A 14,935-nucleotide genomic window follows, 5' to 3' on the forward strand; every position below is an offset into this window, starting at 1 on the left:
CTTTCAAAACCTATTTCACAGCCTGGATTAAATCTTTAATGACTTCCCCTGAAATAATCAATCCCACCACAGAAGGGACGAAGGCAACACTACCTGGAATTTGTCTTTTTGGATTCGCAAGTGTTTCATCCAGATCAGTTGCCAAAGGCTTTAGTGCTTCTTCTTTTGAATAAACGACCTTCAGTGTCTTTATACCACGTGCTTTGAGTTCGCGCCGCATAACTTTAGCAAGCGGACAAACAGAAGTTTTAAAAATATCACTCACTTCAAACCGTGTAGGATCAAGTTTATTTCCAGCGCCCATACTGCTAATTATTGGTAGGCTTAATTGTGAACAAATTTCAGCTAAAAGAATTTTGGAAGATACTGTATCAATGGCATCAACAACATAGTCAAACGCTGAAAAATTGATTTCGTTTTCTGAAGTATAATCTAGAAATATTGGATAAGTATGAACTTCTGCTTCAGGATTAATTTCTAAAATACGATCTTTCATAACATCTACTTTAACTTTACCAATCGTTTTATGAGTTGCAATTAGTTGCCGATTGATATTGGTTATAGAAATCGTATCGTTGTCATAGAGATAAAAAGTGCCTATACCAGTACGTGCAAGTGCTTCAACCACATAGGACCCCACACCTCCAATACCGAAAACAGCAACTGAGCTACGTTTTAAAATTTCAATACCACTTTTGCCAAGTAGCAATTCGCTTCTTGAAAACTCGTTCATTGGGACCTCCTTTATAAAACTGTTTTATATAAATAGTATAGCACACATTGCGCCACTTAATCATTATGGCAAGACTTGTACTTTCTAGTAAAGTAACTGTATAATAGTATTAAAAATTGTGGAGGCTTTTGTAATGACGTTTTATAAAAATATGGCAGACGTGTATCATTTTATTTTCCCTTCTCAAGGGAAAATTGATTTTTTATCAAAACAATTTCAAGAAAATAGCCATTTGTTAGATGTTGGGTGTTCCGATGGACGTGTTTCTGAGGGCCTTGCAAAACGGGGCCATAATGTAATTGGGATTGATTATAGTGAAGATATGATTGCTGTTGCAAAACGTATTTCGGACAAATTATCCAATATGACTGTGGCGCAAATGGATATGCGAGATGTGTTTGAGGCATATGGCTCTAGAAAATTTAATGGAATATTTTGCATTGGAAACACATTGGTACATTTGACAAATTTAGAGGAAATTAAAAGTCTGTTATTTGATTTTAACACCATGCTTGATGAAAATGGAAAATTGGTCTTACAAATTATTCACTATGACGCAGTCATCGCTAATAAAATTAGGACCTTACCGTTGATTGACAATGAACATGTTAGGTTCGAACGCAACTACGCCTTTGATACGCCCCTTGTTCGCTTCTCCACTAAGCTTTTAATTAAGTCTAATGGCAACGTGTATGAAGCGGACACAGCACTCTTAGGCCTTAAAATGAAGGAATTAGACTTGATTTTAAATGAGGTTGGTTTTAAAGACGTTCAATGGTATGGAGATTTTACTGGAAAACCATTAGATGAAAGTTCACTTCAATTGATTTTGGTCGCAAATAAATAAACGTGAAAGGATTTAAATTATGATTGACTCTATTAAGGAATGGCCAGAAACACTTGTTTTGGCTGGAGCGCTAGTTTTTGCACTCATTTTATACTTTGTTACAAAAAAGATTGTGCTAAAAATTTTGATTCATTTTATTAAAAACAACAAATACAACTTTGATGACATTATGCTTGAGAAAAAAGTTTTTTCAAGAGCATCACAAATTATACCAGTTTTAGGGATTCATTTTATTGCAACCTTTATGACCACATATGGTGAAACGATTCAAAAAATATTGGGCATCTATATGGTAATTGTTGTTGTAAGTGTTATAGACGCTTTGCTAAATGCTGTTGAAAGCATTTACAATAGACATATCGTTTCAAAAGCAAAGCCTATAAAAGGCTATTTGCAGGTTGTTAAGATTTTTGTCTATATTATGGCGGCTATTGTGATTGTATCGAATTTAATCGGCAGAAGTCCCATTTATTTGTTAAGTGGCATAGGTGCCATGACAGCTGTTATTATGTTGGTTTTTCAAAATGCAATTTTAGGCTTAGTTGCGGGGATACAATTAACTGCAAATGATATGTTGCGTATTGGGGATTGGATTGAAATGCCAAAGTATAACGCGGATGGTGATGTTAGAGAAATTGCATTGACCACTGTTAAAATTGAAAATTTTGATCGGACAATTACAACAATACCAACTCAAGCCCTAATTAATGACTCCTTTAAAAATTGGCGAGGCATGGCCCAAAGTGGTGGAAGACGTATTAAGCGGTCTGTGCATATAGATATTAAAACGGTTAAATTTTGTACAGATGAGATGTTGGAAAGATATAAAAAAATTGATTATATATCTGAGTATATTCAGGAAAAAAATAAAGAGATTGAAGCATATAACCAAAAGCTTGGAACGGATACAACTTTGAAAATAAATGGGCGTCATTTAACAAATATAGGCGTTTTTAGAGCCTACGTTCAAAAATACCTTGAAAATCACCCTCGTGTACACAAAGAGATGATTGTTATGGCACGACAACTGGCAGCGGAAGAAAAAGGGCTGCCTATTGAAATATACTGTTTTACAGATGATATTGTGTGGGCGCATTATGAAATGATTCAGGCAGATATTTTTGATCACCTGATTTCTGTTGTCTCTATGTTTGATTTGGCTCTATATCAAGACCCTACAGAATGGGTCATCAAAAAATAAAAGTAGAGGTGGGCATGTTTACTTTAAGTGCTTTTTTGTCTTATGTTATTGCAGTGACCTTTTCTCCAGGTCCAAATAACCTTATGTCTATGATCAGCTCGAGTAAATCTGGTTATCGCAAGACGCTCCCCTTTATAATGGGCGTAACCACTGGCTTCTTTTTTCTGGTAATGGTTTCGACCTATTTTAACAGGGGATTGTTTGCCCTTGTACCTCAGTTTCAAATTGGCATGAAAATTTTAGGCAGTCTCTATATGTCCTATCTGGCACTGAAAATTATGGGCATTGATGTGATTGGAATTTTATCTCACAAAAAAACCACAAAGAACTTTCAGGTTCTCTATGGTTTTAAAGCAGGAATGATTCTTCAGTTCATTAATCCAAAAGCAATTTTATATGCACTAACAGTTGTTTCAGCTTATGTTGTCCCCTATTATTCAACCCATACACACTACCTTCTCTTTTCGATATTTTTAGCTTTTATGGCATTTTTGTCCAATACAACATGGGCTTTATTTGGCCAATTTTTGAATCGCTTTATTTCCAAGTATGAAAAACAATTCAACAGTGTCATGGCTTTTCTCCTCTTATACAGTGCTTATGCCTTATGGTGATACCAGTGTTTCAGCCCACTGTATTACAGCATCATCTTCAGTTCGATCAAGTGGAAGTTCTTTTGGTAGTCCAAACAAAAAGCGTGCGATTGCCGGCATAGGTTTATCTATTTTCCCTTTAAAGTACCCTATGCTGATTGGGCTTACCATTTTTTCAATTTGATTTAGGCTACTATGTATTTTGTTGTTCCATGTGTTCCTACAAGCATCCAACATATAGGCCATAAGGTAAAGAGCCACTTCTTTTGCTTGCAATTCTCCCGCTTTTGATTCAATGATTTTTTTTGCATCTGGATGCCACATCATTCCATTGATAGGTGCCCCAATAATAATCAGGTCATACGACTCAAAGCTGTCAACTGAATCCAAGGACTTGTGTATGGCTTCATGACCCTGTCTTTGAATCACATCTGCTATTAAATTGGCAGCATGATCTGTTGTTCCAGTTTTACTTACTGTTACAATAAGAACTTTTTTCATAGACAATCCCTCCTTACTATTTTAGTTTATCACTGTTGTTTACCAGTGTCATCACATGTGTATCAATAAGTATCGAAACATTTTTGGAGGTTAGCATGGGATATTCAAATCGGATAAATGATCCTGCCTTTAAGAAGTATTTAAAAAATAGCAACCGATATGCCCTCTTTTTTTCATTTGGGCTCTCAGCAATTGCCTTAACTGGGTTCTGCTTCGCAGGTGGGCGAGATTTCTTTTTTATTGGGCTTATAATTTCTGGAATGTTTATTGGAATCGCAGGTTTACAAATTCTTGGTAGAAAAAGTAGTAAAACATGGGATGGCATCATTATTGATAAAAAAGTCATCCGAAAAAGAAACAAATCTACACGTGATACAGGATCAATGCACTATATGGCATTTTCAATTCTGATTAAGCGAATAGATACTGGAAAAATAATCACATTGGAACATCGGGACGACGACACCGTTTATAATTACTATAAAATTGGTGACAAGGTAAGACATCATGGTGGTCTAAATAGTTATGAAAAATATGATAAATCAAATGATGCCATTATATTTTGTGCTGCTTGTGGATCTTTATGTGATATCTCTGAAGAGGTTTGCTTTAGATGTGGTTGTCCCCTACTAAAATAATTTTAACCCTTAACTTTTGCTTGAGGACATTTTGCGATGATATAAGCACTTACAGTATCAAAATCAACCTGTTCCACATAAATCTGGTTATGGTTAAATGGCGCATCCAAATAAAGGACATGTTTCTTTTTTTGGATTCTAATTTTTTTTACCTTGGAAAAATCACTATAAAGCATTTGTCTGGAGCCGCTCAAAAGGCCTGCACCACCATACAACAGGGCAAGTAATAGATAAGCCAGTAGAAATAAGACAAACATAATTAAAAATAAATATGGAGCTGTACTTGTAAAGGCCCAAAGCGCAGCGTCAAATCCATTTGAGAGCTCAAGACCCACTATAAGTGCTATAGGCATTGCAGTTGCAAAGACAATTATTTTGAACACACTTATAAAAATAGTGGAATTCTGAAAAAGTTTGAATTCATAGAGCCATTTTTTTTCAATCCGATCACCTCATGAAATAGATATCCAAAAGAAGTCACTTGAAACATATAAGGCTTAAGCGTAAAATGAAGGTGATAGTTCGAGTATGAAAACAATTTAAAGGGGGCATTTTATGCGTTTGAAAATGATTGAAGATTTGTCTAAAGCGTTTGGACCATCGGGTTTTGAAGAAGATGTGGTTCAAGTTGTTCAGAAATATGGTTCTAAATTCAACATTGAAGCAGATGCCATGAACAATGTGTATTTGTCTTTAAAGAGCAATACTGGTGAAAAACCAATTTTGATGCTAGATGCCCATATAGATGAGGTTGGATTTATGGTACAAAGCATAAAAAAGAATGGTCTAATTTCATTTGTGCCACTTGGTGGATGGGTACCAACAAATATTCCAGCACATACGGTTCAAATAAAAACCCAAGCTGGTAATTTTGTTAAAGGGATTGTAGGCTCTAAACCACCCCATTTTATGTCAGAAAAAGAAAAATCAGCACCTCTTTTAACAGAGACTCTTTTAATTGATGTGGGATGCACCTCCAGAGATGAAGTCGTTTCTTTACTTGGAATTCAAGTTGGTGATCCGATAGCACCGAGTGTTGAATTTAATTACAATGAAAAAACAGGCATTATGTTCGGTAAGGCATTTGACAATCGCTTGGGAACAGCAGCGGTTATTGAAACACTGGAAAAACTTTCAGAGATTGAAGACTTACCTTTTGATGTCATAGGTGCACTTGCCAGTCAAGAAGAAGTGGGTACAAGAGGGGCATATGTTACCAGTCAAGTTGTAAAACCGGATATTGCCATTGTTTTTGAAGGGTCTCCTGCAGATGATTTATACGTCGATGCCTATTCTGCGCAATGTGTATTAAAGAAAGGGGCTCAAATACGACATATGGATGCAAGTTATGTGAGCCACAGAGGATTAATAAATACAGTTAAAGCCTTGGCGCATACAGTTGGAATACCTGTTCAAAGTGCCGTTAGACTTAAAGGTGGTACCAATGCAGGGCGCATTCATATTCAAAACAAAGCAGTTCCTGTACTTGTCCTTGGAATCCCATCAAGATATGTGCACACCCATTATAATTATGCTGCATTTAGTGATTTTGAAGCGGTGGTTGACTTGGCAAAACTTGTAGCAACCCAATTGGATATGGCACAATTTAAACCGAAGGCACTTTAAGCCTTCGGTTTTTTATTTTACATAAGTCTAATATGCCTTTAATCATGCCATTATAAAAACCTTGTATAGTAGAATCACTTGATATGGGGTTAAAGCATCTTGAAATCTAAACTATATTTGATTTTACAATTACAAGAGATGACGTCTCAGAAACAAAACCTAATCCAGAAGGTCTTTTGAAAGCACTAAATACACTTGATGACTTTGTCATCAAAAAATTAGAGCCCATGATTTTCATGGGCCCCTTTTTTTACAATTTCAATTTTTTAAGGGCTTCAGCTAAAGGAGAGTCAAAAGAATTTTCCTTTTTTTGAGCGTCTAAATAGGCTTTAACATCTTTTGCACTTCCCTTATTTCCAGCTTCTTTTCGTCTTTTATTGAAAGCGTCTAATTTTTCCCTGTGGCCACAGCGACAGAAAAAAGATTTATTTTCGCCTTCACCTCTTAATTCCATTTTTTTGTGGCAGACAGGACATCTGGCATTTGTAACGATGGATAATGACCGTCTATAGCCACATTCCCGATCTTGGCAAACATAAAGTTTTCCTTTTTTCCCATTAACAAGCAAAAGATTTTTTCCGCAATCTGGGCACTTTTCACGTGTTAAATTGTCGTGCTTAAATTTCACAGAACTGTTTTTAATATTTGCAACGGTAGACTGTGTATACTGTTTGATTTCTGATATAAAAGTGTCTTTTTCTAATTGACCCTTAGCAATTTTTTCAAGTTTCTCTTCCCATTCAGCAGTCAATTCTGGTTTTTTAAGGTCCTCAGGTACAATTTCAAGCAGTTGTTTGCCTTTAGATGTCATATATAAATACTGGTCTTTCTTTTCAATTAAAAAGGAACTGTGTAGTTTTTCAATAATATCGGCTCGTGTAGCAACTGTCCCAATACCATAGGGCATATTTTTAGAAGGTCTTTCCATTGCACTTAATAAGGTTCCCTCTGTATGGTACTTTGGTGGCTGTGTCTTACCTTCTGTTCTCCTTAGATGAACTGATTCAAAGGTTTGTCCTTCATAAATATTTGGTAAAGTTTGATCGTGTATATCTTCTTCTGATATGGCGTCATCATAATCTGAATAGACAGCTTTCCATCCTAAATCGACAATACGTTTCCCTTTTGCAATAAAATGTTCTGAATGAATTGAGGCTTCAATTGAAGTTTGCTCAAACTGATAAACAGGCATTAATACAGCTAAAAACCGCTGGACAACGAGGTCATATATTTTCCGTTCATCCGTTGAAAGTATATGAAGCGGTACAGAGTGTTCTGTTGGAATAATGGCATGATGGTCTGTTACTTTTGAATCATCGACATAATTTTTCCCCAAACGAAATTCCTGCTTTAATAGTTTGCCTGCAACACGACCAAACTCACCTGAGCCACAAGCTTTAATTCGATCTTTAAGTGTTGGAACGATGTCTAAAGAAATATATCTAGAATCTGTTCTAGGATAAGTAAGTATTTTATGAGTTTCATATAGTTTTTGCATGGCGTTTAAAGTTTGCTTTGCAGAAAACCCATATTTTCGATTGGCTTCACGTTGTAATTCAGTTAGGTCATATAACTGAGGTGCGGGTACTTTTTTTAAGGTCTTTTGAATTTTATCAATTTTAATCTTATGGTCCGAACACTTTTCTTCAACCGCATCTATAGTCGCTTGATCAAATGTTCGTGCACTTTTTGACTTTGGATCCACCCATACAAAATGGAGGTTTTGCGTTAATGCCTGAAGTCCAAAAAAAGTTTTGCTTTTAAAAGTTTGTATATCACGTTCTCTTTCCGCAACCATTGCCAAGGTAGGCGTTTGAACCCTACCACAGGAAAGTTGCGCATTGTATTTTGTGGTTAGAGCACGTGTGGCATTAAGCCCTACATACCAGTCGGCCTCTGAACGCGCTAGTGCTGAAGCATATAAGCGGTCATAATTTTTTCCGGGACGTAACGTGTTAAATCCTTCTTTTATCGCTTTATCGGTTACAGAAGAAATCCATAGGCGTTGGCTATTTTTTTTGCAATGGGCTTTTTCAAGAATCCATCGTGCAACAAGTTCCCCTTCTCTACCTGCATCTGTGGCAATAATAATTTCTGAGATGTCGTTTCTATGAATTAATGTTTTTACGGCGTTGTATTGCTTTCTGGTATTGCGTATAACCTCTAATTTTAGAGGTGCGGGTAACATTGGCAAGTCTTCAAGATTCCACTTTTGATATTTAGGATCATATGTTTCTGGATCTGCAAGTGTTACAAGATGTCCTAATGCCCATGTTACAACATAATTTTTCCCTTCAAAATAACCGTTGTGTTTTTCTTTACAGTTTAAAACGTGTGCTATATCTCTGCCCACAGAAGGTTTTTCTGCAAGCACTAATTTTTTTGACATAAAAATCGCCTCCAATGCGTTACATTATATCACATTAGAGGCGTATATGTTACCTTGAGATTGTCATATAAAATCCATGAAGTTGTGAGTTTTCAGCAATATAGAAAGGATTATCAAAAGTTCCAATATAATCTTCACCAAGCATCTTGTATAGATGAGACCTGATTGAAAATTCAGGGAGTTTGCCAATAATTTTCTCACCATCAAATAAAAAACTAACTTGAATTGGCGCGGCAAAACTGCCTTCAGGTGTAAAATCACCACCTGCTGAAGCAACTACTAAAACAGCCGGCTTCCCCTTTAGAACAGCTGGTATTGAAGTGGAATCTGTTTCAAATCTCAATCTGGTTCCAGTTAGCGTAGGAATCCCATCATAAGCACCACTGGCAGCACCTGTATGCGGAAGCTTGTATTGATTGGCCGTTTTTTTATCAGTAAAGACACGAACCAATTTTCCATTTTCTATGAGGTGACACGTGTCATTTTTTAGAACAACCCCTTCTGAATCAAAATGTGGGGCAAATGTTTTTGAAGGATTAAAATTTTGGCCCAGTACAATTTTCTCATTAAAAAGATTTTCACCAATTTTCCCTGTAAAAATCGAGCTTCCAGTTGCATAGCGCTCACCATTTAAAGAATTGTTCATAAAACCAAGAAGTTCAGGCGCTTCTAACATGAATACAGGGAGTTTGTCCCCTTCTGGTAACGCAACCTGATTTGAGTAAGCTGTTAAATATGCGTGATTAAAATCCCAAAATCGCTTTTTGTCAAACGTTCTGCCAATATATTGAATAAACCCATCAAACAAATTGGCTGATTTTTTTTCTTTCAGAATTAATCCCAATTCAATCCAAGAATCCTCATAGATTAAATCTAAACCTTCAGAATTCTGATACGTATAGGTGACTTCATTTACAGCTATTTTTTCTGAAAACCAAAATGTATCATGTGTATTTCTAAGCTCTAAAAGCACTTCTTCAGCTGTTTCAAGGAGAGACTCACTTGACATTTTAAGACTTGAGACATTGCGATGATCTATGAAATTAGACTCAATTTCATATGGGTATTCAATATCGGCTTCCAAATTTTCTGTAGCGTGTTGGACGAGTGTTTCATTGGGAATGTTTCCAATGGCACCTGAAACGCCAATTTTCCCATTGTTATAAACACGAACGCCTTTTTTTGTTATGTCTTTTACGCGAACTGCATCGATTTTTGAATTCACAATCTTTGCAGCTGTTTCTTTATTTGTTAGAGTTATAAATTCTGTTTTCATGAGTTCCCCCTATTGTACAGTTAATTTTCGAACACGTGTGTATGGGCCACCAAAGCCTACCGGAAGTGGCCACTGTTCCATTTTGCCACAGCCGCCGCCAACAAAACTTAAAAGTTCAAATTCTTCACTTAAGGCATCGACTTCACCTAAAGTTTCAAAAACATTCCCCGTAATTACTGAAATTCTAACAGGTTTTGTAATTTTTCCATTTTCAATCATATAGGCTCTAGAGGGTGCAATTGTAAATGTTGACATACCTGAACCATGATTGATGTTGTCTACGAATATGCCCTTATCAATTTCAGAGATGATGTCTGCAAGTGGACGTTTCCCTTTTTCAATATAGGTAGTCGTCATACGCACAATTGGTTCAAATTCAAAGTTCATGGCACGTGCGTTTCCAGTAAGGTCTTCTTCTAAAGATGCGCTGGTTCCAGTACTGTGTAATCTTCCGGTGAGTTTGCCCTCTGTAATAATATATGTTTTCTTGCCTTTTGTTCCCTCATCATCGTATGGCACATACCCATTTCCCCTAACTTGTCCATCATCAATAATTGTTAAGATTTTCGTGCCTACATTTTTACCAATAGCCCACTCTGCCTTCATGGTCTCGTCGCCAACCATAAAATCAGATTCACTTTTGTGTCCAAAACTCTCATGGGTAAAAACGCCAGTAGCTAGTGGGCTTAAAAGAACAGTGTATTGACCTGGTTCAACAGGGATTGCATTTTTTACAAATTCAATATCTTTTTTAAATTCTGAGTTAAAGAAATCATTAAGGTTTAGGATGTCGTCAAAAAATATACCTGCTTTTGAGACACTGGTCTGATCCTTATTATCGCCATGAGCCAACTCTAGATTTATGCGAATGCCACACGTTTGTTTATCAAATGTAACAGCAGTTCCTTTAGACGAAAAAATGGACTTTATGGTTTTGTTGTCCACATAATATGAAGAATGGTGAACCACAGTTTCTGAAGGGATTAGAGTCAAATAGGATTCAAGTAAGTTTTTCTTTACCGTAATGTCAATATCTGAAACACTTTGATTTGTGTATTGGAGCAACTGATCTTTATGGACTTCAAATTGTTTTACAATGGCATTTGAATCAATGGCTTTATTTGGCGTCGCCATTGATGCCAATCTATCAATTTGAGCTTGTATAGTATCCAGTTCAGTTGTGGACGCATAAAACCATCTAACACCATCAAATACGCGGATAAAGGCGCCTTTATTATTTCTTACTTTTTGTTCTTGCAGCACTTCTTTTTTGTAACTTAGTTTGGTTTCGAACGTTTCTTCAATTCTGACATCTGTATACAAATGCTTAGGGAAAATATACATGGACAGCCTCCTCTTGATATAAATATTTTTATATGACTTTACTGTAACATAATTGTCTGATTATTGGGTTAAAATTACATTAAAAAAGCCTTATTCCAAATAGGAAAAGGCTTTTTTTCAGTATTAATCTGTTATTATGTCTATAAATCTGACTGAATTTAAATATTCTGATTCGGCATTCAACCAACTATTGAAATCTGCCAATAAAACAGATAAATAAACGGGATCTTCATTTATAAATTTCTCATAAAGGGTTAAATCATAGTTTTTAAGCTTCTCTAAAAATGTATCCGGATTAGAAATAGGAATCTTCCAGTCAAAGGTCTCTGTGTAGGGCATAAAATTTTCTGCAAAATCAACTTTTATATTTAAGGCGCGTATGGGAGATTCTAAGATTAAAAGATTAAAACTATCGTTAGCAGCATAATGCTGAACCATAACATTTGCTGGAAATTCTCCCCTTAATTCGTAGGTAATTTCACGTTTGTTATCAGAAATAGATTTTGATTTTAAAGATATGTTTTCCAAGAGTTTATCATTTTCATCAATTTCAGCTAACGTATATACCTTATGTCGATACTGTGTTTGTTGAAGACCATAAACATGGTCGAATTGGATGGTTTCTCCTTCATATAAGAACTTAACGCCATCAATCCATGCGCCTTCATAATCGGGTTGAAGATAAGAATCCACTAATGCAATAGACGTGACAGCACTTCCTGTTGAGCCTTGAAAATATCCTATGTTCCAAGCATGGGTTTTGTCCTTATCAGGAGATTCCAGTAAATTAATATAAGCAATGTCTTGATTGAAAATTTGTTTAATTTCTATAAAAGCCATTGGAAGCTTAAACACCTTCTCAGACAAGCCTTGTGTAATAATCAGAAGCCGGTCTTCGATTGAAGCATTTGCATGAACTGTGAGTTTATCCACAGTAAGGCGCTCAAGTGTATTTGCATCGGCACTGTAGATATCAATAGTGGCTGTTGTACTTTCCATATAATATGTTGTCAAAAAAAGAATGAGTATAATGCCAAGTATGATGAGACTGTTTTTCATAGTGGCCTCCTTTGTGGCGATTTAGTACAAATTACCATTCCCCGAAATCGGGATTTCATCTCCTAAAAAAACAGAATCAGGTTTTACAATTGAAAGGAAAAAATCTTTTACTCTTGCTAAAAATTCCCTGAAATCTCTCGCCGATTGTCCGGAGTAAATTCTCGGATTGGACGCAACGCCATAAGCATCCATACCCAAATGTTTGGCAATGTAGATTGCCCTGTATAAGTGGTATTCTTGCGTGACAATTATCACACGGTTCACTCTAAATATTTCTTTTGCCCTAAACATACTGTTATAGGTATTAAACCCAGCATGGTCTTTAAACACATCTTCAGAAGGTATACCACTTGCCAAAATATAATTTTTCATCACAGTAACTTCATCATAATGAATGGTACTGTTGTCACCACTAACAAGAACTCGGTTTGAGGCTTTTAGATTATATAAGTCAATGCCTTGGTTCAATCTGTCTTGTAGCATGGGACTTGGTGTTTTATCTGGTCTTACAGCAGCGCCTAACACCAAAATAGCATCCGCATTTAAAACTGAAGCGGTTTCAGGTGAAATAATACAATTTTTTGTACTTGAAATAACGTGAATATTGATAAGAACAGATACAAGACCTACACTGATTACTAAAATCATAAGAAATAACATTAATTTTTTAAAAAAAATCTTCATTAAGATTGCGCCTCCACAAGTCCAATTATGTCCTTAGCTGGTATCGGTCGACTCAAGAGGTAACCTTGACCCATTTTACAGCCCATTTGCTTTAATGCGTCCAATTGTGCATCAGTTTCGATTCCTTCTGCAACGGTTTCAAGACCAATATCTGACGCTAAATTAATAATATGCCTTACAATTTTTTTGTCTAGAGGGTTAAGTGTAATTAAATCTGTATAACTTTTATCAATTTTAAGGTGATCTAAATTAAGTTTTCCCAAATAATTCAGGGATGAATATTGCGTTCCGAAGTCGTCTAAAGCGACATTAAAAGACATATTCTTTAAATTACCAACCATTTCCTTTGTGAATTCTAAATTGCTGATTATGGAATACTCGGTAATTTCAAATGTAATCTGTGCAGGGTTGATTTTATAAAATGAAATTTTCTTCTTGAGATACTCTAAAATTTCATTGGAATTAAATGACTGAGCAGATAAATTAATTGACATCATTTGATGTGCCCAAATCTGATTATGTTGAGCGATAAATTTAAAGACAGAATCGATAACCCAATAATCAATGTCTTTGATTTGACCTGTATTTTCAGCAATTGTAATAAACTCACCAGTGTTTACGCCAAAAGGATTGTCCCAACGAATTAGCGCTTCAGCACCAACCATTTTTTGAGTCTGTATGTTAAAAATCGGTTGATAAAAAAGTTCAAAGCCTCCTTTTTCGATGGCTCTGCCCAGTTCAAAAGCCACTTGAGAATAAAGTTCAAGTTTTTCGTGCTGAATTTCGTCATAAAAAACGATTTGATTACGGCCGTTATTTTTCGCAAAATTAAGTGCAATATCTAAATTTTTTATAAGCGTTGTTGTGTCCTTACCGTGTGTCGGATATTGAACCACACCAATTGATACGGTTGGTTTGTATTCTGCATCATTTAATGTCCACTTTTGAGAAGAAAAGTTGATGACACTTTGCAATAATTTGTTTTCTTGAACTGGATTCGTATAAGAATGCACCATATAAAATTCATCTGCAGACCAACGAAAGCAATCAAATGTATTAAAGTTTTGAGCAAGTGCTTGAGCATATGTCGTCAAAAATTGATCCCCTGTTTTAAACCCATGCACCTCATTTAAGTGTCTAAAGTTATCAAAATCTATGCTATAAATAGAGAAATCTATTTTTTTAGAAATTAAGTCTCTTATAGTTTCTTCGAAATTGACTTTATTGCCAAGGCCTGTTAGTTCATCAAAAGACAATAGGTGATTGAGTCGAGCTTCTTGTTCTTTTTGGACGGTTATATCCATTCCAAACGAGAGGATAAGGGGTTTTCCGTCTGCAGGGCTTTTTATTAGAGCATCATTCCAAATAAAGGTTAAATAACGACCAGATTTTGAAATCAAAGTGCGCTCATAATTTTCATTTCGATACGCTTCTAAAAGCGCTTTTATTTTTTCAGTACTGGACTCACTTTCTTGAGTGGGAATAAGTTCGTTTATCCAGTTGAGTTCGGCCAATTCACTGTCATCATATTCCAAAAGATTTTTGAATTGATCGTTAAAGTCTACAATCTTGCCATTTGGATGCCACATGAGAATCGCGGCGTTACTACGGTTGTAGATTTCATCAACATATTGATTTTGACTGGCCAACATAGAATTGGTTAAATGAAGTTCTTTTATATTTTTTTTAAGTGTATCTTCCATAGCATGTAGTTCTTCTGTATATGCAACAATTTCTTCATTGCTTTTAATCACATCGTTTGTTAAAGCAATTGTCCTTGCATAGTCTCTTCGAATGAAATAATACAACAAAAATGCAGTAATAACAACGTAAAAAATACCTTTATATGTCTGATAGGTGCTAATTGTTTCAGGATTATCTGTAACAACTAATATTAGCTGATCTGAAAATGCAATCCAAAGAAAACCGATGGCAGCATACATTACCACGGTTTTCCAAGGGTTGTTTTTAACATTATCTACAGGAAGCTGCTTAATGTCTTCCATACTTTTTATTATATTCATAATTGACTCCTAAAGATTTA

General features: G+C 35.6%; 14 protein-coding genes. 5 read left to right on the forward strand and 9 right to left on the reverse strand.

Annotated features, from left to right (window positions below; all coding sequences use genetic code 11):
* Positions 1 to 10: 10 nt before the first annotated feature.
* Positions 11 to 733 carry a tRNA threonylcarbamoyladenosine dehydratase gene (locus tag JOC49_RS00900; RefSeq protein ID WP_204661238.1) on the reverse strand — a complete coding sequence of 241 codons (723 nt, stop codon included), beginning with the start codon at positions 731 to 733 and terminating at the stop codon, positions 11 to 13.
* A gap of 133 nt (positions 734 to 866) precedes the next feature.
* Here JOC49_RS00900 and JOC49_RS00905 point away from each other — a divergent pair, with 133 nt between their 5' ends.
* The 3 genes from JOC49_RS00905 to JOC49_RS00915 are packed head-to-tail and all read left to right on the forward strand — an operon-like array spanning position 867 to position 3,395.
* Positions 867 to 1,580 (forward strand): class I SAM-dependent methyltransferase, encoded by a 714-nt coding sequence (locus tag JOC49_RS00905; RefSeq protein WP_204661240.1) that lies wholly within the window; start codon positions 867 to 869, stop codon positions 1,578 to 1,580.
* A 19-nt stretch (positions 1,581 to 1,599) separates the two neighbouring features.
* The gene (locus JOC49_RS00910; protein WP_204661242.1) at positions 1,600 to 2,781 is read left to right on the forward strand and encodes a mechanosensitive ion channel family protein; all 1,182 of its coding nucleotides are present in this window, start codon (positions 1,600 to 1,602) and stop codon (positions 2,779 to 2,781) included.
* Entirely contained in the window at positions 2,763 to 3,395 is a 633-nt protein-coding gene (locus tag JOC49_RS00915; protein ID WP_204661244.1) for a LysE family translocator, read from the forward strand. The genes JOC49_RS00910 and JOC49_RS00915 overlap by 19 nt, the downstream gene beginning before the upstream one ends.
* Here JOC49_RS00915 and JOC49_RS00920 read toward each other — a convergent pair.
* On the reverse strand, positions 3,387 to 3,875 hold the full coding sequence (locus JOC49_RS00920; protein WP_204661246.1) for a flavodoxin domain-containing protein: 489 nt from the start codon (positions 3,873 to 3,875) through the stop codon (positions 3,387 to 3,389). The genes JOC49_RS00915 and JOC49_RS00920 overlap by 9 nt on opposite strands.
* Before the next feature lie 95 nt (positions 3,876 to 3,970).
* Between JOC49_RS00920 and JOC49_RS00925 the strand changes: the two genes are divergently transcribed.
* Positions 3,971 to 4,513: a hypothetical protein gene (locus JOC49_RS00925; RefSeq protein ID WP_204661248.1), complete on the forward strand. Its 543-nt coding sequence runs from the start codon at positions 3,971 to 3,973 to the stop codon at positions 4,511 to 4,513.
* Between the two features lie 2 nt (positions 4,514 to 4,515).
* Here the strand turns inward: JOC49_RS00925 and JOC49_RS00930 are convergent, their stop codons facing one another.
* Positions 4,516 to 4,896, reverse strand: a complete 381-nt coding sequence (locus tag JOC49_RS00930) for a hypothetical protein (RefSeq protein ID WP_204661250.1) — start codon at positions 4,894 to 4,896, stop codon at positions 4,516 to 4,518.
* Positions 4,897 to 5,068: 172 nt separating this feature from the next.
* Here JOC49_RS00930 and JOC49_RS00935 point away from each other — a divergent pair, with 172 nt between their 5' ends.
* Positions 5,069 to 6,139 (forward strand): M42 family metallopeptidase, encoded by a 1,071-nt coding sequence (locus tag JOC49_RS00935; RefSeq protein ID WP_204661252.1) that lies wholly within the window; start codon positions 5,069 to 5,071, stop codon positions 6,137 to 6,139.
* A gap of 250 nt (positions 6,140 to 6,389) precedes the next feature.
* On the opposite strand, the gene JOC49_RS00940 is transcribed toward JOC49_RS00935, so the two are convergent.
* The 6 genes from JOC49_RS00940 to JOC49_RS00965 all read right to left on the reverse strand — a co-directional run bounded on the left by JOC49_RS00940 (position 6,390) and on the right by JOC49_RS00965 (position 14,915).
* Positions 6,390 to 8,528 carry a DNA topoisomerase III gene (locus JOC49_RS00940; RefSeq protein ID WP_204661254.1) on the reverse strand — a complete coding sequence of 713 codons (2,139 nt, stop codon included), beginning with the start codon at positions 8,526 to 8,528 and terminating at the stop codon, positions 6,390 to 6,392.
* A 49-nt stretch (positions 8,529 to 8,577) separates the two neighbouring features.
* A complete protein-coding gene (locus tag JOC49_RS00945; protein WP_204661256.1) occupies positions 8,578 to 9,804 on the reverse strand; it encodes a metallopeptidase TldD-related protein in 1,227 nt (408 codons plus the stop codon).
* A 9-nt stretch (positions 9,805 to 9,813) separates the two neighbouring features.
* Positions 9,814 to 11,148: a TldD/PmbA family protein gene (locus tag JOC49_RS00950; RefSeq protein WP_204661258.1), complete on the reverse strand. Its 1,335-nt coding sequence runs from the start codon at positions 11,146 to 11,148 to the stop codon at positions 9,814 to 9,816.
* A gap of 123 nt (positions 11,149 to 11,271) precedes the next feature.
* Positions 11,272 to 12,207 (reverse strand): hypothetical protein, encoded by a 936-nt coding sequence (locus JOC49_RS00955; RefSeq protein ID WP_204661260.1) that lies wholly within the window; start codon positions 12,205 to 12,207, stop codon positions 11,272 to 11,274.
* Between the two features lie 21 nt (positions 12,208 to 12,228).
* Positions 12,229 to 12,891, reverse strand: a complete 663-nt coding sequence (locus tag JOC49_RS00960) for a SanA/YdcF family protein (protein ID WP_204661262.1) — start codon at positions 12,889 to 12,891, stop codon at positions 12,229 to 12,231.
* On the reverse strand, positions 12,891 to 14,915 hold the full coding sequence (locus JOC49_RS00965) for a sensor domain-containing protein (RefSeq protein ID WP_204661264.1): 2,025 nt from the start codon (positions 14,913 to 14,915) through the stop codon (positions 12,891 to 12,893). The genes JOC49_RS00960 and JOC49_RS00965 overlap by 1 nt, the downstream gene beginning before the upstream one ends.
* Positions 14,916 to 14,935 lie beyond the last annotated feature (20 nt).

It is taken from the genome of Fusibacter tunisiensis (assembly GCF_016908355.1).
In the GTDB taxonomy this organism is placed as follows: domain Bacteria; phylum Bacillota; class Clostridia; order Peptostreptococcales; family Acidaminobacteraceae; genus Fusibacter_D; species Fusibacter_D tunisiensis.